This is a genomic window from Aureimonas ureilytica DSM 18598 = NBRC 106430, assembly GCF_000382705.1.
GTDB classification, from domain to species: Bacteria; Pseudomonadota; Alphaproteobacteria; order Rhizobiales; family Rhizobiaceae; genus Aureimonas; species Aureimonas ureilytica.
The window spans coordinates 257,512-275,240 of sequence record NZ_ARQE01000002.1 but is presented as its reverse complement, the minus strand read 5'-3'; the positions used below and the strand labels follow the sequence as shown (position 1 = coordinate 275,240).

Here is a 17,729-nt window from a genome sequence, read left to right as displayed (position 1 = left end):
GGGCCCGCGCCGGTACATGCCGGGGCGGGCCCTTTGCTTTTGTATGGTTTCGTCCTCGTTTCGCAGCCGCTTCGTTCACTAGGCCGCGACGGGCCGACCGCTTGAATGGCGCCGGGCAAGTCGCCACATTGCAGTTCGATGACGGCCTTCGCTTCGGTGCCTATCGGGCCGAGGTGCAAGGGCCTCCAGCGGCCCTGCCGCAGAAAGGAATTTCATGTCCAGTTCGACATCCGCCAGCGGCTTCGGGTCTCTCCCGACGCAGACCTATCCGGTTCTGCCCCTCCGCGACATCGTGGTGTTCCCGCATATGATCGTGCCGCTCTTCGTGGGCCGCGAGAAGTCGATCAAGGCGTTGGAAGAGGTCATGGGTTCCGACAAGCAGATCCTGCTTGCAACCCAGAAGAATGCCGGCGACGAGGACCCGGCGCCCGACGCGATCTACGACCTCGGAACGCTCGCCAACGTCCTCCAGCTTCTGAAGCTGCCGGACGGCACGGTGAAGGTTCTGGTCGAGGGCATTTCGCGCGCGGCGATCACCGGATTCACCGAGCGCACCGAATGGCATGAGGCCAACGCCCATGTCGTCGAAGAGGAAGAGGACGATCAGGTCGAGATCGAGGCGCTCGCGCGCTCGGTGATCTCGGAGTTCGAGAACTACGTCAAGCTCAACAAGAAGATCTCGCCGGAAGTCGTTGGGACCGCAGGGCAGATCGACGACTACTCCAAGCTCGCCGATACGGTCGCTTCGCATCTGGCGATCAAGATTCCCGAGAAGCAGGAGATGCTCGGGATCGTCAGCGTTCGCGAGCGTCTGGAGCGCGCGCTCGGCTTCATGGAGGCGGAGATTTCCGTTCTTCAGGTCGAGAAGCGCATCCGCTCGCGCGTCAAGCGCCAGATGGAGAAGACGCAGCGCGAGTACTATCTGAACGAGCAGATGAAGGCGATCCAGAAGGAGCTTGGCGACGGCGAGGAAGGCCGTGACGAGCTCGCCGAGATCGAGGAGCGCATCAAGAAGACCAAGCTCTCCAAGGAAGGCAAGGAAAAGGCCTCGGCCGAGCTGAAGAAGCTCCGGCAGATGAGCCCCATGTCGGCCGAGGCGACGGTGGTGCGCAACTATCTCGACTGGCTGCTGGGTCTGCCCTGGGGCAAGTCCTCCAAGGTCCGCATCGACCTCAAGCAGGCCGAGCAGATCCTCGACGAGGAGCATTACGGCCTCGACAAGGTGAAGGAGCGGATCGTCGAATATCTGGCGGTTCAGGCGCGTCAGCCCAAGATCAAGGGGCCGATCCTCTGCCTCGTCGGCCCTCCGGGCGTTGGCAAGACCTCGCTCGCCAAGTCGATCGCGCGGGCGACGGGTCGCGAATATGTCCGCATGGCGCTTGGCGGCGTGCGCGACGAGGCGGAAATCCGCGGCCATCGGCGCACTTATATCGGCTCCATGCCGGGCAAGGTGATCCAGTCGCTCAAGAAGGCGAAGCGCAACAACCCGCTCTTCCTTCTCGACGAGATCGACAAGATGGGTCAGGACTTCCGGGGCGATCCGTCCTCGGCGATGCTGGAGGTGCTCGATCCCGAGCAGAACGCCAGCTTCATGGACCATTATCTGGAGGTCGAGTACGATCTCTCGTCCACCATGTTCGTGACGACGGCCAATACGCTGAACATCCCCGGTCCTCTGATGGATCGTATGGAGATCATCCGTATCGCTGGCTACACGGAGGACGAGAAGGTCGAGATCGCCAAGCGGCATCTTCTGCCCAAGGCCATCAAGGACCATGCGCTCCAGGCCAGCGAGTTCTCCGTTGGCGAGGACGCGCTGCGCGAGATTGCCCGTCGCTACACGCGGGAAGCCGGCGTGCGCTCCTATGAGCGCGAGCTGATGAAGCTCGCCCGCAAGGCGGTGACGCAGATCGTGCGCGGCGACGTGAAGTCGGTGGACGTGACGGCGGCCAATCTGGCCGACTATCTCGGCGTGCCGCGCTATCGCTACGGCGAGGCCGAACTGACGGATCAGGTCGGTGTCGTGACGGGTCTTGCCTGGACGGAGGTCGGCGGCGAACTTCTGACGATCGAAGGCGTCATGATGCCCGGCAAGGGCAAGATGACGGTGACGGGCAATCTGAAGGACGTCATGAAGGAATCGATCTCGGCGGCGGCGTCCTATGTCCGCAGCCGTGCGATCGAGTTCGGCATCGAGCCGCCGCTCTTCGACAAGCGCGACATCCACGTCCACGTTCCCGAAGGGGCGACCCCGAAGGATGGTCCTTCGGCCGGCACGGCGATGGCGACGGCGATCGTCTCGGTCATGACGGGCATTCCGGTTCGCCGGGACATCGCCATGACGGGTGAGGTGACCCTGCGCGGCCGTGTTCTGCCGATCGGCGGCCTCAAGGAGAAGCTGCTGGCCGCGCTGCGCGGTGGCATCAAGACGGTTCTGATCCCGGAGGAGAACGCGAAGGATCTCGCGGAAATCCCCGATAACGTGAAGAACAATCTCGAGATCATTCCGGTCTCGAACATGAACGAGGTCCTGGGCCATGCGCTGACGGCGAAGCCGGAAGCGATCGAATGGGCCGAGACCGACGACCGGACGCCGGTGCGCGATTCGGGGGAGGAGAGCTCCCCGGCCGTCGCTCACTGAGACAGAATGCACGATGAAAAAATGCGAATGCCGCCCTCCGGGGCGGCATTTTGCTTGCAAAGCCTTGTTTCCTGGGCTTTTGGTCCATCTCTCCTTGAACCTGGCCGGTCTTTTCAGCATCGTGGCCGCCTGAGTCGGGAAGACCCAACGTTTGGAGATTTGGCATGAACAAGAATGAGCTCGTATCCGTAGTCGCGGAGAAGGCTAGCCTGTCGAAGCAGGACGCGACGTCGGCCGTCGACGCCGTCTTCGATGCGCTCCAGAGCGCCATGGCCAATGGCGACGACGTTCGTCTCGTCGGCTTCGGCACGTTCTCGGTGTCCGCGCGCGCCGCCTCCAAGGGGCGCAATCCTTCGACCGGCGCGGAAGTCGATATTCCCGCGCGCAACGTGCCCCGCTTCACGCCCGGCAAGGGCCTGAAGGACGCGGTCAACTCCAAGTAACCGGTCCGCTCCGGCGGTTCGATTGGGGGTCGGCACATTGCGTGCCGGCCCATTTTTGTTGAGGCGGTGCTCTCGCCGCGTGCGGCTCAGGGGAATGAACTCTCGTTCTCCCCCAAAGCCGGGCCGGAACATCGGGCAGGGGCGATCACGAGTGGAGGGGGGCGTGGCCGCGTTCGTCGGCATTGCGGCGCGCGGCGCTGCGTCGGCCCTCTGGCCTCGTTTTCTCGCCTACCACGCACGCAGCGGAGTCGCCGTCGAAATGGGATCGGCAGGTCACTGATCTCAAGCGAACGGAGGGGCAGGCTCGCAAGCCCGTGGAGCTTGCGCTCGGGGATGTGGCCGAGCAATGGGCGCGTCAGAGACGCGCGTCGCGACGCCCGTTCCGTTGCGCCCCATCACATGCGCCGTGCCTCGGCGACCGCCCGCTTCATGTCGGCGATGTCCATCACGCCGGGAAAGAGGGTCGTGCCGACGATGTAGGCGGGGGTGCCCATGAGGTTGAAGTTCTCGGCCTGCGCGCCGTTGCGCGCGATCAGGGCGTCGATGCGAGCCTTCTCCTTCCCGTAGGCGGCGTTCATCGCCCGCGGGTCGAGCCCCGCCTTCCGGAGCGTTGCGTCGATCTGTTCCGCGGTCAGCCGCCCGGGGGTCGCCATCAGCGCATCCCTTGCCCGAGGCGCTTCCTTGCCTGCCGCCAGCACCAGACGGGAGGCGTAGAGCGAGGGCGGCCCGAAGATCGGCCAGTCCTTCATCAAGTGCCGGATCCGCCCATCCTCCTTCACGAGGCGTGCGACGTCGGGATGGGCCTTCTTGCAGTAGGGACACTGGAAGTCGAAGAACTCGACCAGCGTGACGTCGCCCTTCGGATTTCCGAGGACGGGGGCGTCGGGATCGAAGAGGACCGCCTCCTTAGACATCGGGTCGGGCGCGGCGAGGGCCCGACGGGGGAGCGCGAGGGCGAGACCGAAGCCGAGGCCGAGGCGTGCGAGATCGCGGCGGTTCGAGTTCATGACGTGGCTCCCGTGGCGGGCGCGCCGAGCACGACCACGCGGGTCTTGGGCGGCACGCGGCGGTTGAGGTCGATGATGTCCTGGTTCAGCATGCGGATGCAGCCCGACGACACGGCCTTGCCGATCGACCAGGCTTGGTTGGTGCCGTGGATCCGGAACAGCGTGTCCTGGCCGTCCTTGAAGAGATAGAGGGCGCGGGCGCCGAGCGGGTTCTGGATTCCGCCCTCCATGCCGTTGCGCAACGCGCCGCCGTATTTGTCGGGCTCGCGTCGGATCATGTCGGGCGTCGGGGTCCAGCGCGGCCAGGCCGCCTTGCGCTCGATAATGCCTTCGCCGGTGAACTCGAGGCCCGCCTTGCCGACACCGACGCCGTAGCGCATCGCCTTGCCGCCGGGCATGACGAGGTAGAGGAAGCGGGCCCGGGGATCGACCACCACCGTGCCCACCGGCTCGTCCGTGCGGAAGTCCACGACCTGCCGAACGTTGCGCGGGTCCATCGTCTTCAGATCGGCGGCCGGGATGGTCCAGCCGCCGTCCTCGAGCGCGCCATACAGGCGCGCCGCGTCCGCGTCGATCGGCGGCTCGGGGGCGTAGGCGACCGGGCGGGGCTGGCTTGTTGTCGTGCAGGCGGCCGCCGACAGGCCGGCGGCGGCGAGAGCAAGGACCCTCAGGGTTGAAGCGACGGGCATGACAAACTCCGTACAGGATGCGGATTGGGACGGGCCGAAAGGAAGAGAGGGAGACGTCAGGACCCGGCGTCGCGGATCTTGGCATCGAGCGTCGGGCGGTCGATCTCGCCGAAATGCATGGTTCGCACCGTGCCCCCGGCGTCGAGGAAAAGCGTCGCGGGATAGCCTTGCACCGAGTAGTGCCGGGAGATCTCGAAACCTTGGTCGAGAAGGAGCGCGGGCAGGTCGAGGCCGGACTGCGCGAGGTAGCGGACGATCGCGTCCGGCCCCTCTCCCTGGTTGGCGAAGACGAAGTTCACGTCGGATCGCTCGCCGGCAGCCTTTGCTAGCATCGGCATCTCGCGCCGGCAGGGCGGGCACCAGGTGGCCCACAGGTTGATTACCGTCGGTTTGCCCCGGAAGGCGTCGAGCCGCACGGTCTCGCCATCCATGGTCGGGAAGGCGGCTTGCGGGGCCGCGATCGCCTCGTTCGCCGTTGCGAGCTGCCAGCTCACCGTCCAGACGAGGACGACGGCAGACAGGGTGCCGAACGACCAGAGCCGCATCCTCAGGCCCCGCATGGCGTAAGCCGTGTATGCGGCGACAGCCGCGAGCCCGAAGGGCAGCATCAGTCCACCGTCGGTGATGCGCAGAACCGAGACCGGGTCGTTGACGAAGCCGTCCGGATGGGCCGCGACATAGCCGAGTCGCGCGGCGACGAGGCCGATCGGGACGATGCTCATCGCCCATGTGCCGAGGCGCTCGTCGACGCGGAGCGACAACGCCATGCCTGCGAGGAGCAGGAAGACGAGGGCAAGGAACAGGGCGAGGCGGTCGCCGGCGAAGGCGAACGGTCCGAGGGCCAGCGTCGCCATCTCAGCCTCCGGTCCCGAGGCGGGCCGACCGCAGAAACGTTTCGGCGCTGACCTCTCCCACGAGGCGTGAGCCCCCGACTTCCCGCGCGTCGCGGTCGACGAACAGGATGGTCGGCGGTCCGACGACGCCGAGGTCACGCATCAGCGCGCGGCCGCCGGGTTCGTCCCGCGTCAGGTCCGCCTTCAGGAGGCGGTATCCGTTGAGGTGCATCCGCACGGCGGGGTCGGAAAACACCTCTCGCTCGATCACGTCGCAGGATACGCACCAGTCGGCCGTGAAGTAGAGGAGGGTCGGGCGCTCCGAGGACGCGATCGTCGACGACAGCTCTTCCGGGTCCGAGATGGTCTGGAAGCTGGCGGCAAGGCCCCTCAAAGCATCCTGGCCGGCGTTGCCGAGGGCCAGCGGGCGAAGGGGCGACACCCCGCCGGACGAGGCGCCCACCGCGAGGATCGCGCCGTAGAGGATCGCGAGGAGCCCGGTGGCCTTGGCGACCCGTTGCGCGGCTCCCGAGGCGCCCGTGAGGTGGTCGAACGCGCCCAGGAACACGCCGCCCCCGATCAGGAGCGCGGACCAGAGGAGGAGCGTGACCGGCGGCGGCACCACGCGCGACAGCATCCAGACCGCCAGGGCGAGGAACGCGAAGCCGAAGGCGCGTGTCACGCCGACCATCCATGGGCCTGCCCGGGGGAGGACGCGCGCGCCCAGGGTTCCGAATGCGAGGAGCGGTACGCCCTGGCCGAGGCCGAGAGCGAACAGGGCCGCTGCGCCCAGCGCGACGTCGCCCGACTGCGCGATGTAGATCAGAGCGCCGGCAAGCGGCGCGGTCACGCAGGGGCCGACGATCAGCGCGGAGGTGAAGCCCAGCGCCGCGCTCGACGGGAGGCTTCCGCCCGCCCGGCCGACGCTGCCCGCAACGGCATTGACCCAGGCGCCCGGCAAGCGGAGCTCGAACAGGCCGAACATGGACAGGGCGAGGCCGACGAAGACGGCGGACATGAGGACGACGGCCGTGGGCGACTGGAGGGCGAGCTGGAGGTTCTGCCCGGACCAGGCCGCCACGAGGCCGAGCAGTCCGAAGGCAGCCGCCATCGACAGGACATAGGCAAGTGAAAGCGAGAAACCGCGCGCGGGCGACACCCGTCCCTCGCCGCGCGACAATTGTCCGGCAAGAATTGGGTACATGGGGAAGACGCAGGGTGTGAAGGCGAGCCCGAGTCCGAGGACGAAGAACGAGGCGACCACCCAGGGCGCACCGCCCTCGCCGAGGAGCGAGACGACGAGCCCACCAGCCGACGCGTCGGTTCGGATTCCGGAGGAGGAGGAGGAGGCCGCATCGGTGGGCAGGTTGCTGACGGTCGTCTCTGTCGGCTCGCTACCTGCCGTCCAGCCGGCTGCGGAGCGCGGAGCCGACACGGCTCCCGCGTTCGGCTGGAGTCCCGCGGCGGGATCGAACGTCCTCGACACCGGGCGGTAGCAGATGCCGCCCTCCTGGCAGCCCTGGTAGGTCACCGTGAGTTCGGGCGGAAGGTCCGAGGGCAAGGCCAGCCCGGCGGACACGGCCCGATGGTAGACCTCGGTGGAGCCGAAGGTCGGGTCGTCCTTGCGCTCGCCCGCCGGCAGGTCGATCGCAAGCGGCGCGCCGGTCGGGGTTTCGACGGCAATCCTGTCCTTGTAGAGATAGTATCCGTCCGCGATCTCGAACGAGGCCGTCGTTCGCGACCCTGCCGTTCCCGGCTGGATCGTCAGCCGGAACGCCTGGTCGACCGGCAGCGGTTCCGCGACCTGTGCCGCGGCGGGCGCCACGACGAAAAGTGCCAGGACGAAGGGCAGAAGGCGGTGGAGCGGCATGGCGTCCCTCGGATGCGTTCGTTGCATCCCGGGTCGACCCGGCAGCTTAAGGCAGGCTTAAGGTGCCGCGCCCAGGCGGGAACGGAAGGAACCGAACGAAAGGCGCATCCATGCGCATCCTCATCGTGGAGGACGACGACATCCTCGGCAGCGGTCTCAAGGTGGGCCTGGAGATGAACGGCTTCACCGCCGATCTCGCGACGCGTTGCGACGAGGCGGAGGTGGCACTGCGAGGCGGCGGGATCGACGCTGTCGTCCTCGACGTCATGCTGCCGGACGGCTCCGGGCGGACGCTTCTCCAGCGCCTGCGCGCGCGCGGCGACGCGACGCCCGCCCTGTTCCTGACCGCGCTCGATTCTGTCGCCGACCGAATCGCGGGGCTCGACGCGGGAGCGGACGACCATCTCGGTAAACCCTTCGATCTCGACGAGGTCTCGGCGCGGCTGCGCGCCCTTCTGCGGCGTGCCGTCCAGCGGCCGACAGCCTGCCTGACCTGGAACGGCGTGACGCTCGACCCGGCGCAGATGACGGCGCGCAACGCGGCTGGGGAGGTCCATCTGTCGCGCCGGGAGTTCCGCGTGCTCCACGCCTTGATGGAACGCCCCCGCTCGATCATCTCCAAGGCGCAGATCGAGGAGAAGCTCTACGGCTTTCAGGAGGGCGTCGAGAGCAACGCGGTCGAGGTCCACATCCACAACCTGCGGGCCAAGCTCGGCAGCCGCTCCATCGAGACCGTGCGCGGCGTCGGCTACCGGATGGCGGAGCCTGTGCGATGACCGGATCGTTAAAAGGGCGGCTCTTCGTCATCCTCGTGCTCAGCACGGGACTCGTCTGGGCCTTTGCGACGGGTTGGATCTATTTCAGCACGAGAGCGGAGGTGGAGCGCGTTCTCGACGCGCGCCTGACCGAGGCGGCGCGCATGGTGTCATCCCTGGTCGACAACCAGGAAATCGACGTGACCGTGGCCTCGCTCGATGCCGTCGCCATTCCGCCGCGCCAGCACAATGCCTACGAGCGGCAGATTTCCTGCCAGATCTGGTCCCTTTCGGGCTCGCTCCTCGGACGGTCCGACGGCGCGCCCGAGACGCGCATGTCCGACGCGTCGGAAGGCTTCTCGGAGCGAGACATCAATGGGCGAACATGGCGCGTCTACGCGGTCCGAAACGAGGCGGCCGGGGTGCAGGTGCTGGTCGGCGACAATCTCGACATCCGTGCGCGCCTCGTGCGGGACGTGGTCAAGGGCCTGATCCTTCCCATGCTGCTGGTCATTTCTGCGCTCGGCGTCCTGCTCTGGATCGGCGTCGGACGCGGCATGCGTCCTCTGGACCGGTTGGCGAACGGACTGGCGCATCGGGAGGCGGGTGATCTGCAACCCATCCCCTCGGACGGCGCCGCCTCCGAGATCCGGCCCGTCGTCACCGCCCTCAACGGCCTGTTCAGCCGTGTGCACGAGACGCGGGAGCGGGAGCGCCACTTCCTGGCCTACGCCGCCCACGAACTCCGTACTCCGCTCGCCGGCTTGAAGACGCAGGCGGAGATCTCCCTGCGCACCGACCGGGAGGACGTCCGCCGAACGGCGCTGACGCAGATCGTGGCGGCGGTGGAGCGGACTTCGCGCCTCGTGCGCCAGCTTCTCGACACGGCTGGTGCCGAAGCGGCCGGCGGTGAGCGGTCCGGGACGCGGGCCGAACTGGGCCGGATCGTGCGGGAGGTTGCGGACGAGCAGGCGGGCCGGGCGGCCGCCCGGGGTATCGGCATCGCCCTGATGCCTCCCGCGGACGATGCCGATCCCGCCGTGGACGAGATCCTGGCGGGACTGGCCGTCCGAAACCTCGTCGAAAACGCCATCAACCATTCGCCCGACGGCGGCCTGGTCACGGTGCGCTGGGACGCCTCGCGCCTCGAGGTCGTGGATGCCGGGGACGGCATGAAGGAGGAAGAGATCGGGCGCGCAGCCGAGCGCTTCTTCCGTGGCGCGAACCGGACGTCGGTGGGCAGCGGGCTCGGCCTGACCATCGTCGAACTCTGCGCCAGACGCATGGACGCCGAGCTCGTCCTGGCCAACCTCGCTCCCCGGGGCTTTTCCGCGATGCTGCGGTTCGGCGGGCGAAACCTTGAGCCCGAACGAAAACCCTGAGTCTCCCTTAAGCTGGCGACCCCACCGTTCTCCTTCAGGCCCCTCACGGGCGCCCGGGAGTTCGCGATGGCATCGCGTCGGCGCCTGACCCTCACCCGGGGTTGGCGCGGCGGAACTGGAACACCCGAGACGGCGGAACCCCGCGCGTGCCGGGTGTCCGGGGAAGGGTGCCCGGCCTCGCGCTGACCATCGGCCTGCCGGGTGCGGCGGCGGTACCGGAATTCGCCCTTTGGCCTCCACGGACAGACAGTCGATAAGGTCGTGATGGGAGCAGCGTCGCCGCCCTCCGGCACGGTCGCTTCCTCCTCTTTGCCCTGACCCGTGACGTCAGGGCGCAAGCACCCAGCGGATGGCCAGCGCCACCATGCCGAGCGCGGCGACGCTGCCGACCCACAGCGCGACGAACCAGGCAAGCTGACGCACCCGGCGCGGGAGGCGTTCGAGGGCGGCGTGGGGCATGGGCATGACGTGCCTTCAGTGGTTGTGGGTGTGGTAACCCTCGCCCTCGACGACCTTTCCCCGGAAGACCCAATAGGAATAGGCCGTGTAGGCGAGGATCGTCGGAATCAGGACGGCGGCGCCGACGAGGAGGAAGACGAGGCTGGAGTCCGGTGCCGCGGCCTGCCAGATCGTGAGCTCGGGCGGCAGGATGTTCGGGTAGAACGAGATTCCGATGCCGACGAAGGACAGAACGAAGATCGCCAGAGCCGACAGGAACGGGCGGTAGTTCGAGACGTGGTCGCGAAGCGCCTTGAACAGGCTGAAGGCCGCAAGGGCGACGAGGAGCGGGATCGGCGCGACGAAGAGAACCTGCGGAACGGCGAACCAGCGCGAGAAGAAGGTCGGCTGGAGGAAGGGCATCCAGGCCGACACGAGCGCGACGGCGGCCAGCGTGCCGACGGCGAGGCCCATGGCGTAGCGGGCAGCCAGGCGGTTGAGCGGGCCGTCCGTCTTCATGATGATCCACGTCGCGCCGAGCAACGCATATCCGATGACGACCGCTATGCCGGTCGCGGCCGAAAAGGGCGTCAGCCAGTCGAAATTGCCACCCGCGTAGGCCCGGTCCGCGACCTCGATGCCCTGCACGATCGTGCCGAGCGAGACACCTTGCGCGAACGCCGCCACCACGGAGCCGACGAAGAAGGACAGGTCCCAGACGCCGCGCCAGCGCACCGTCTTCCAGCGGAACTCGAAGGCGACGCCCCGGAAGATCAGCGCGAGCAGCATGGCGATGATCGGCGCGTAGAGGGCGGGCATGACAATCGCGTAAGCGAGCGGGAACGCCGCGAAGAGGCCTCCGCCGCCCAGCACCAGCCAAGTCTCGTTGCCGTCCCAGAAGGGGGCGATCGTGTTCATGGCCGTGTCGCGGTCCTCGTGTCGCTTCAGGAACGGAAACAGGATCCCGATACCGAGGTCGAAGCCGTCGAGCACCACATAGGCGAGAACGGCGAAGGCGAGGATGAAGGCCCAGGTCAGGGGAAGGTCCATCGGTCGCCTCCTGTCAGATGCGGGCCCCGGAGACGGGGCCCTCCTGCGTGTCCATGGCGGGGCCCGGCGTGATGCCGGCGGTGCGGATCGGCTCGCGCGGGTCCGGACCCGTCTCGAAGACGCTCGGTCCGCGTCCCATCAGGCGCATGATGTAGTAGGTGCCGGCTCCGAAGACGGCGAAGTAGACGAGGACGAAGGCGACGAGCGACGCACCGACCGCCGCAGCCTCGATCGGCGAATGGCTTTCGGCCGTGCGCAGGAGGCCGTAGACCGTGTAGGGCTGGCGCCCGACCTCGGTCGTAAACCAGCCGCAGATCACCGCGACGAGCCCGGACGGACCCATGGCGACCATGGCGCGCTGGAGCCACGGCGCGTCGTAGATCGTTCCCTTCCAGCGGCGCCAGAGACCCCACAGGCCGATGCCGAGCATCGCGAAGCCGATGCCGACCATGATCCGGAAGGTGAAGAAGACGATCCAGACGTTGGGCCAGTCCTCCTTCGGGAACTGGTCGAGGCCGGCGACTTCGCCCTCGAGCGAGTGGGTCAGGATCAGCGAGCCGACGTTCGGGATGCCGATCTCGGCGCGCATGCGGCCTTTTTCCATGTCCGGCAGGCCGAACAGGGTGAGGGGCATTCCGCCGTCGCGGGTCGTCTCGAAATGACCCTCCATGGCCGCGACCTTCATCGGCTGGTGCTCCAGCGTATTCAGCCCGTGCGCGTCCCCGGCGAAGATCTGGATCGGCGCGACGATCGTCGCCATCCAGAGGGCCATGGAGAACATCTTGCGGGCCGGGCCGTTGTGGCGGTTGCGCAGGAGATGGAAGGCGCCGACGGCACCGACGATGAAGGCCGTCGTCAGGTAGGCCGCGAGGACGGTGTGCGCCAGTCGGTACGGAAAGGACGGGTTGAAGACGATGGCCCACCAGTCCTCGGGCACGAACTGGCCGTTGGCGGCGACCGAGTTACCGACCGGGGTCTGCATCCACGAGTTCACCGACAGGATCCAGAAGGCGGACCCGAGGGTCCCGATCGCGACCATCAACGTCGCGAAGAAGTGCAGGCCCTTGCCGACGCGATTCAGGCCGAACAGCATGACGCCGAGGAAGCCCGCTTCGAGGAAGAACGCCGACAACACCTCGTAGGCCATCATCGGGCCGAGGATTGGGCCCGTCCGGTCGGAGAAGACGCTCCAGTTGGTGCCGAACTGGTAGCTCATGACGATGCCCGACACGACGCCCATGGCGAAGGACAGAGCGAAGATCTTCAGCCAGAACTGGAAGAGGGTCAGGTAGACCTGCCGACCCGTCGCCAGCCACATTCCGTTGCAGACCGCCAGAAAGGACGCGAGCCCGATCGAGAAGGCGGGGAAGATGAAGTGGAACGCGACCGTGAACGCGAACTGGATTCGCGCCAGGAGAACGGGGTCGAGTGTATCGAACATGATGAGTGTCCCTTCGTCATGCGAAGACGCTTCGAGAGGCTTCAGCGGGATGTCGCCGCGTCGGTTCCGCCTGGGTCACGGATCGGAGCGTTTGCTTCGATCCGCACGTTCCGCCGGCATGAAACGGGGTTCCATGTCGATGGACCACTGGACGAGACGTCCACGTCAGCCGCCGAAGCTGCCCGCGCTTCGGACCAGCATGTAGACGGCGACACAGCAGACGAGGCCCGCGAAGGCCACGTTGAGAACGCCCTTGCGGGCGGACATACGCTTGGCGCTCAGGACGCCGACCAGCCCGCCCGCGACGCCGCCGGCGACGAAGACGAACGCGAGCCGCCAGTCCACGAGGCCCGAAAGCGCATAGTTGACGGACGTCGTGAGGCCGAAGGCCGTGACGGCGACCAGCGACGAGCCGATGGCGTTGAGGATCGGCATTCCCGTCGAGGCAACGAGGCCGGGGACGATCAGAAAACCGCCCCCGATCCCGAAGAACCCGGAGAAGATGCCCGTAGCGGCGCCGAACCCGAGGACCTTGGGTGCCTTTTCGCGGTTGCACTCCGCACCCGGTATTCCGACCTTGCCCCGTCCACGGAACATCAGCACGGCCATGACCAGCATCAGGAGCGCGAAGAGGAACAGGAGCTTCTCGCCGTCGATCGCCTTGCCGATGGTCGAACCGAGCGCGGCCCCCGCGACGCCGGCGATGCTGTAGAGCGCCGCGCAGCGCCATTTCACGGTGCCCTGCCTCGCGTGGCTGGCAAGACCCGTCGCGGCGTTGACCGCCACCGCGAACGCGCTGGTGCCGATGGCCATGTGGGCGCTCGGCACGCCGACGAGATAGGCCATCAGGGGAACGGCAAGGATCGACCCGCCGCCGCCGAACAGGCCGAGGGTGAAGCCGACCAGCGAGCCCGAGACGGCGCCGAGGCCGTATTGCAGCGGTTCGAGGACCATCGGGACCTCCAGTGGTTGAGGAGACAGGGAGCGCGGCCGGCCCCGACATTGGCGACCGCCTCAGGCCACCGTCTTCAACGGGGCGTGGGCAGGTTTGGCCATCGGCTCGCGGCCCTTCAGCATGCCGCGCCAGTAGACCTGCGGAAGCAGGCGCTCCTTCAGCAGCCAGGCCGCCTTCGAGGGCTTCAGGTCGTCGATGAACCATTTGGGGAAGCTCGGGACCCGCTTGCCGCCGTAGGCGAACTCGGCGAGCACGACCTTTCCGCGTTCGACCGTCAACGGGCAGGACCCGTAGCCGTCGTAGATCGCCACCGCCTCGAGGTTCAGGCGTCCGAGATCGCGCAGGAGGTTCTCGGCAACGACCGGGGCCTGCTTGCGGGCCGCGGCCATCGTCTTGGCGTTGGTCGTGCAGGTCGCATCGCCGAGCGCGTAGATGTTGGGGAAGCGAACATGGCGCAGCGTCGAGGGATCGACCTCGATCCAGCCCGCCTCGTTGGCGAGCGCCGAGTTGCGGACGAACTCCGGAGCGCGTTGGGGTGGCACGACATGGAGCATGTCGAACTCGCGCCCCACGATCTGCGTCTGGCCGTCCCTGTCCTTCCGCTCGAACCAGGCTCTCTTCGAGGAGCCATCGACCTTCACGAGGTTGTGGCTGAACGAGAGTTCGATGCCGTAGGTCTTTATGTACTCCATCAAGGGCGGCACGTAGTCCGCGACGCCGAACAGGACGGGTCCCGCGTTCAGGAACTCCACTTTCGTGGAGTCTAGCCACCCTTTCGAGCGCCAGTGGTCGCAGGAAAGGTACATCGCCTTCTGCGGTGCGCCCGCGCACTTGATCGGCATCGGCGGCTGCGAGAACAGGGCCTTTCCGCCCTTGAGGCCCTGGACGAGCTTCCACGTGTAGGGAGCGAGATCGTAGCGGTAGTTCGAAGTGACGCCGTTCCGGCCGAGCGTCTCCTCCAGACCCTCGATCGCGGACCAGTTCAGCTCGATGCCGGGTGCGGCGACCAGCTTCCGGTAGACGACCCTGCGCCCGTCCGACAGGACGACCGTGTCCGTCTGAGGCTCGAAGGCCGAAACGGATGCCCGGATCCAAGTGGCGTCCTTGGGGATCAGGGACGCCATGTCGCGCCGGGTTTCTTGCGGGGTGAAGATGCCTGCGCCGACAAGCGTCCAGCCCGGCTGGTAGTCATGCACGTCGGCCGGGTCGATGACCGCGATGTCGAGACCGGAGACCCGCGCCAACATGCTGGCTGCCGCGGCAAGTCCGCCCGTTCCGGCGCCGACGATCACGATGTCATGGCGCATCTCGCCGTTCGCCCCTGCCGCCGAAGAGGGTACGGGACGCGCGGCCAGGGCCTTCGTCACGTCGTATCCCGCTTGCCCGGCGCGGGCGACGATCTCCTCCCGCGGCATCCGCCCGTCCCGAGCGAGCGCCCAGAGGGTCGCCGAGCGCGTGCCCGAACGGCAGTAGCCGAGGATAGGCTTCGGCAGAGCCTCAGAGGCCCTACGGAAGGCATCGACGTCGGCCTGCGTCTGCTCGCCCGGCCTGATCGGAACATGGCGCGCTTCCATGCCGAGGGAGCGGGCGGCCGTCTCGATCTCGCCGAAGCTCGGCTGTTTTGGCTCCTCGCCGTCCGGGCGGTTGACGATCACCGAGCGGAAGCCCTGTTCCCTCAGCTTCGGCAGATCGGAAACGGAGATCTGCGGGGAGACCGAAAGGGCCTCATCGAGCGTCTTGATGGTCATCTCGTGATCCTCCCGAGGGTTCGGTTCGTTCGCTTCGGCTCGGCACGGTTGCCCGTGCGGGCGGCATGCCATCGACGCGTCCGCCACCCGATCAGGCGTCGGCGGCGCCGTCCGTGCGTGGCGGCAGACGGGTGCCGACCTTCGCGAAAACCGCGGCCCCGATGCGGGGCCTCACAGCCGTGCCTGGGTTCGCGTCAGGAGCCAGGCCCGACGCCGGTCGCGCGGGCGCGGGGCCGAAGAGCAGGTCGCAAAGGTCGATCACCTTCTTCGCCCGATCGTCGGTCAGGCGATACCGGACGGACTTTGCTTCCCGCCGGGCCTCGACGATCCCGCCCGCCCGCAGGTCGGCAAGCTGCTGGGAAAGGGACGGCTGGCGCAGCCCGAGCTCCGTTTCCATCTCCGCCACCGTCATTTCGCCTTCGCGCAGCCGCGCGACGATGGCCATGCGGCCCGGGTTGCCGAGCCGCTTCAGGAACTCGGCGGCCCTTGCGGCGTCGTCCGGGCGGCGACCGAGCGGCGGCGACATGTCAGGCAGCCTCGTTCCATGGGGCGCCGCCGAGCGTATCCAGCGGGATCTTCAGGTAGCGGCGGCCGTTGTCCTCCGGCTCGGGCAGTCGCCCGCCGCTCATGTTGACCTGGAGCGAATGCAGGATGAGCTTGGGCATCGGCAACGTCCGGTCGCGGGCCTCGCGGATCGCGATGAACTCCGCTTCGGTCGCCGCCTTCGTCAGATGGATGTTGGAGCGCTTATGTTCCGCCACCGTCGCTTCCCACATCGGCTCGCGGCCGCCCGGCTGGTAATCGTGTCCGACGAAGACGCGGGTCTCGTCGGGAAGCGCGAGGATGCCCTGGATCGAGTTCCAGAGGCGCGAGGCGCTGCCGCCCGGAAAGTCCGCCCGCGCGGTTCCGCTGTCGGGCATGAACAGCGTGTCATGCACGAAGGCGGCGTCGCCGATCACGTAGGTGATGGAGGCAAGCGTATGGCCGGGCGAAAAGAGGACATGCGCGTCGATCTCGCCGATTCGGAAGCGCTCGCCCTCAGTGAACAGCTTGTCCCATTGCGAGCCGTCGGTCGGGAAGGACGGCCAGTTGTAGATGTCCTTCCAGAGCGTCTGGACCTCGATCACTCTTTCGCCGATCGCCGTCGGCGCGCCAGTCCGCTCCTTCAGGTATCGGGCTGCCGAGAAGTGGTCGGCGTGCGGATGCGTGTCGAGGATCCATTCCACCGTCAGCCCCTCGGCCTCGACATAGGCCAGGATGGCGTCGGCACTGACCGTCCCCGTGGCGCCGGACTTCTCGTCGAAGTCGAGTACGGGATCGATGATGGCGCATCGCTTCGTGTCGGGACAGGCGGCGACATACTGGATCGAGAAGGTGCGGGGGTCGAACAAGCCCTTGACGATGGGAACGCTCATTCCGCAGCCTCCAGCTTGCGCGTTTGGTAGAACCACTCGGCCACGTCGCGCCCGTCGCCGGTCTCGAACGCCGCCATCTCGATCACTTCGTCACCCGGCTGCCAGTTCTCCGGCGTCGAAACACCCTCGGCGTCGTGGACTTGGAGCGCGACCACCGTGCGCAGGATCTCCCCGACATTCCGACCCGTCGACATCGGGTACCAGCAGGACATGCGGATCACGCCCTGCGGGTCGATGACGAAGCAGCCGCGCACCGTCGCGCTGTCGCCGGCGCCCGGATGGATCATGCCGTAGGCCGAAGCGATGGCCATCGACGGGTCCTCGACGACCGGGAAGGGGACGGCGAGGCCGAAGCGCCGTTCGATCGTGCGCACCCAGGCGATGTGCGAGAACAGGCTGTCGACGGACAGGCCGAGGAGCTCGCAGCCGACCCGCGCGAACTCGGGCGCCATCCGTGCGAAGGCGACGAACTCGGACGTGCAGACGGGCGTGAAGTCCGCAGGATGCGAGAAGAGGACGAGCCACCGGCCGCGATGGTCGGACAGGCGACGGACGCCGTGCGTGGTGCGGCATTCGAAATCCGGCGCGATATCGCCGATCATCGGCATGCGGGCGATGGTCTTGATCGAGGATGGGTCCTGGTCGCTCATCATTCGTCCATTGGCTGTCGGCGACGAATGAAATCCCCTTCCGGCGAAGGATCAATGCGGCACTTTCGGGGAATGCGAATTAAGAGGAGAAAAGGCTCAGACGCTCTATGTTTTTGTAGATTGATCACGCAGGATTCCGATCAGACAGCGCGGCGTTGGCCGAACCAACGGCGGGTCCGCTGGCGACTTGTCAGGACGTGATCGGAAAACGTAGCGAAGAGATGCGCCTTCACCGGCCGGATGAAGATCCGCCAGGTGGCGAGGGCGCAGGCGATGCCGCAGACATCGTGGCCGCTCGTCCCCCGCTCAAGAACTCCATCGAGGATGCCGCTGATGCCGGCGATGCGCCCACTCGCCAGGAGCGGGATCGCGGACGAACCTCATCCTGCGGGCCCCAATTTCTGGCGAGTCA

General features: G+C 67.3%; 16 protein-coding genes. 4 read left to right on the top strand and 12 right to left on the bottom strand.

Features of this window, described 5'->3' with window-relative positions; translation table 11 throughout:
* Positions 1 to 214: 214 nt before the first annotated feature.
* Positions 215 to 2,641: an endopeptidase La gene (gene lon / locus B146_RS0105085; RefSeq protein WP_019995338.1), complete on the top strand. Its 2,427-nt coding sequence runs from the start codon at positions 215 to 217 to the stop codon at positions 2,639 to 2,641.
* 164 nt (positions 2,642 to 2,805) lie between these two features.
* Positions 2,806 to 3,084, top strand: a complete 279-nt coding sequence (locus tag B146_RS0105080; RefSeq protein WP_019995337.1) for an HU family DNA-binding protein — start codon at positions 2,806 to 2,808, stop codon at positions 3,082 to 3,084.
* A gap of 395 nt (positions 3,085 to 3,479) precedes the next feature.
* Here B146_RS0105080 and B146_RS0105075 read toward each other — a convergent pair whose 3' ends face one another.
* The 4 genes from B146_RS0105075 to dsbD are packed head-to-tail and all read right to left on the bottom strand — an operon-like array spanning position 3,480 to position 7,483.
* The gene (locus B146_RS0105075) at positions 3,480 to 4,091 is read right to left on the bottom strand and encodes a DsbA family protein (RefSeq protein ID WP_019995336.1); all 612 of its coding nucleotides are present in this window, start codon (positions 4,089 to 4,091) and stop codon (positions 3,480 to 3,482) included.
* Positions 4,088 to 4,780, bottom strand: coding sequence for a L,D-transpeptidase (locus B146_RS0105070; protein WP_019995335.1), 693 nt, complete (start codon positions 4,778 to 4,780; stop codon positions 4,088 to 4,090). Before B146_RS0105070 ends, B146_RS0105075 begins: the two co-directional genes overlap by 4 nt.
* A gap of 56 nt (positions 4,781 to 4,836) precedes the next feature.
* Entirely contained in the window at positions 4,837 to 5,634 is a 798-nt protein-coding gene (locus tag B146_RS0105065) for a TlpA family protein disulfide reductase (RefSeq protein ID WP_019995334.1), read from the bottom strand.
* Position 5,635: 1 nt separating this feature from the next.
* A complete protein-coding gene (dsbD, locus tag B146_RS0105060) occupies positions 5,636 to 7,483 on the bottom strand; it encodes a protein-disulfide reductase DsbD (protein ID WP_019995333.1) in 1,848 nt (615 codons plus the stop codon).
* Positions 7,484 to 7,593: 110 nt separating this feature from the next.
* On the opposite strand from dsbD, the gene B146_RS0105055 reads away from it, so the two are divergent.
* Together B146_RS0105055 and B146_RS0105050 are read left to right on the top strand one after the other, a co-directional pair.
* Positions 7,594 to 8,259, top strand: coding sequence for a response regulator transcription factor (locus tag B146_RS0105055; RefSeq protein WP_019995332.1), 666 nt, complete (start codon positions 7,594 to 7,596; stop codon positions 8,257 to 8,259).
* Positions 8,256 to 9,620 carry an ATP-binding protein gene (locus B146_RS0105050; protein WP_019995331.1) on the top strand — a complete coding sequence of 455 codons (1,365 nt, stop codon included), beginning with the start codon at positions 8,256 to 8,258 and terminating at the stop codon, positions 9,618 to 9,620. The genes B146_RS0105055 and B146_RS0105050 overlap by 4 nt, the downstream gene beginning before the upstream one ends.
* A 327-nt stretch (positions 9,621 to 9,947) precedes the next feature.
* On the opposite strand, the gene B146_RS28235 is transcribed toward B146_RS0105050, so the two are convergent.
* From B146_RS28235 to B146_RS0105010, 8 genes are all read right to left on the bottom strand, one after another.
* The gene (locus B146_RS28235; protein WP_019995330.1) at positions 9,948 to 10,085 is read right to left on the bottom strand and encodes a DUF2474 family protein; all 138 of its coding nucleotides are present in this window, start codon (positions 10,083 to 10,085) and stop codon (positions 9,948 to 9,950) included.
* 9 nt (positions 10,086 to 10,094) lie between these two features.
* Positions 10,095 to 11,108, bottom strand: coding sequence for a cytochrome d ubiquinol oxidase subunit II (gene cydB / locus B146_RS0105040; RefSeq protein WP_019995329.1), 1,014 nt, complete (start codon positions 11,106 to 11,108; stop codon positions 10,095 to 10,097).
* A gap of 13 nt (positions 11,109 to 11,121) precedes the next feature.
* Positions 11,122 to 12,549, bottom strand: a complete 1,428-nt coding sequence (locus B146_RS0105035) for a cytochrome ubiquinol oxidase subunit I (RefSeq protein ID WP_019995328.1) — start codon at positions 12,547 to 12,549, stop codon at positions 11,122 to 11,124.
* A 165-nt stretch (positions 12,550 to 12,714) separates the two neighbouring features.
* Positions 12,715 to 13,503, bottom strand: coding sequence for a sulfite exporter TauE/SafE family protein (locus B146_RS0105030; RefSeq protein WP_019995327.1), 789 nt, complete (start codon positions 13,501 to 13,503; stop codon positions 12,715 to 12,717).
* A 60-nt stretch (positions 13,504 to 13,563) separates the two neighbouring features.
* A complete protein-coding gene (locus B146_RS0105025; RefSeq protein WP_019995326.1) occupies positions 13,564 to 15,252 on the bottom strand; it encodes a bifunctional protein tyrosine phosphatase family protein/NAD(P)/FAD-dependent oxidoreductase in 1,689 nt (562 codons plus the stop codon).
* 91 nt (positions 15,253 to 15,343) lie between these two features.
* On the bottom strand, positions 15,344 to 15,778 hold the full coding sequence (locus B146_RS28230) for an ArsR/SmtB family transcription factor (RefSeq protein WP_019995325.1): 435 nt from the start codon (positions 15,776 to 15,778) through the stop codon (positions 15,344 to 15,346).
* A 1-nt stretch (position 15,779) separates the two neighbouring features.
* Positions 15,780 to 16,667, bottom strand: coding sequence for an MBL fold metallo-hydrolase (locus tag B146_RS0105015; RefSeq protein ID WP_019995324.1), 888 nt, complete (start codon positions 16,665 to 16,667; stop codon positions 15,780 to 15,782).
* Entirely contained in the window at positions 16,664 to 17,320 is a 657-nt protein-coding gene (locus tag B146_RS0105010; protein WP_019995323.1) for a peroxiredoxin, read from the bottom strand. Before B146_RS0105010 ends, B146_RS0105015 begins: the two co-directional genes overlap by 4 nt.
* Between the last annotated feature and the right edge of the window lie 409 nt (positions 17,321 to 17,729).

Bases quoted from the DNA above. Each gene is read 5' to 3' on its own strand.
- B146_RS0105035 (WP_019995328.1), bottom strand. From the start codon at position 12,549: ATGTTCGATACACTCGACCCCGTTCTCCTGGCGCGAATCCAGTTCGCG.
- B146_RS28230 (WP_019995325.1), bottom strand. From the start codon at position 15,778: ATGTCGCCGCCGCTCGGTCGCCGCCCGGACGACGCCGCAAGGGCCGCC.
- B146_RS0105070 (WP_019995335.1), bottom strand. From the start codon at position 4,780: ATGCCCGTCGCTTCAACCCTGAGGGTCCTTGCTCTCGCCGCCGCCGGC.
- B146_RS0105080 (WP_019995337.1), top strand. From the start codon at position 2,806: ATGAACAAGAATGAGCTCGTATCCGTAGTCGCGGAGAAGGCTAGCCTG.
- B146_RS0105050 (WP_019995331.1), top strand. From the start codon at position 8,256: ATGACCGGATCGTTAAAAGGGCGGCTCTTCGTCATCCTCGTGCTCAGC.
- B146_RS0105015 (WP_019995324.1), bottom strand. From the start codon at position 16,667: ATGAGCGTTCCCATCGTCAAGGGCTTGTTCGACCCCCGCACCTTCTCG.
- lon (WP_019995338.1), top strand. From the start codon at position 215: ATGTCCAGTTCGACATCCGCCAGCGGCTTCGGGTCTCTCCCGACGCAG.
- dsbD (WP_019995333.1), bottom strand. From the start codon at position 7,483: ATGCCGCTCCACCGCCTTCTGCCCTTCGTCCTGGCACTTTTCGTCGTG.
- B146_RS0105075 (WP_019995336.1), bottom strand. From the start codon at position 4,091: ATGAACTCGAACCGCCGCGATCTCGCACGCCTCGGCCTCGGCTTCGGT.
- B146_RS0105025 (WP_019995326.1), bottom strand. From the start codon at position 15,252: ATGACCATCAAGACGCTCGATGAGGCCCTTTCGGTCTCCCCGCAGATC.
- B146_RS0105055 (WP_019995332.1), top strand. From the start codon at position 7,594: ATGCGCATCCTCATCGTGGAGGACGACGACATCCTCGGCAGCGGTCTC.
- B146_RS28235 (WP_019995330.1), bottom strand. From the start codon at position 10,085: ATGCCCATGCCCCACGCCGCCCTCGAACGCCTCCCGCGCCGGGTGCGT.
- cydB (WP_019995329.1), bottom strand. From the start codon at position 11,108: ATGGACCTTCCCCTGACCTGGGCCTTCATCCTCGCCTTCGCCGTTCTC.
- B146_RS0105065 (WP_019995334.1), bottom strand. From the start codon at position 5,634: ATGGCGACGCTGGCCCTCGGACCGTTCGCCTTCGCCGGCGACCGCCTC.
- B146_RS0105010 (WP_019995323.1), bottom strand. From the start codon at position 17,320: ATGATGAGCGACCAGGACCCATCCTCGATCAAGACCATCGCCCGCATG.
- B146_RS0105030 (WP_019995327.1), bottom strand. From the start codon at position 13,503: ATGGTCCTCGAACCGCTGCAATACGGCCTCGGCGCCGTCTCGGGCTCG.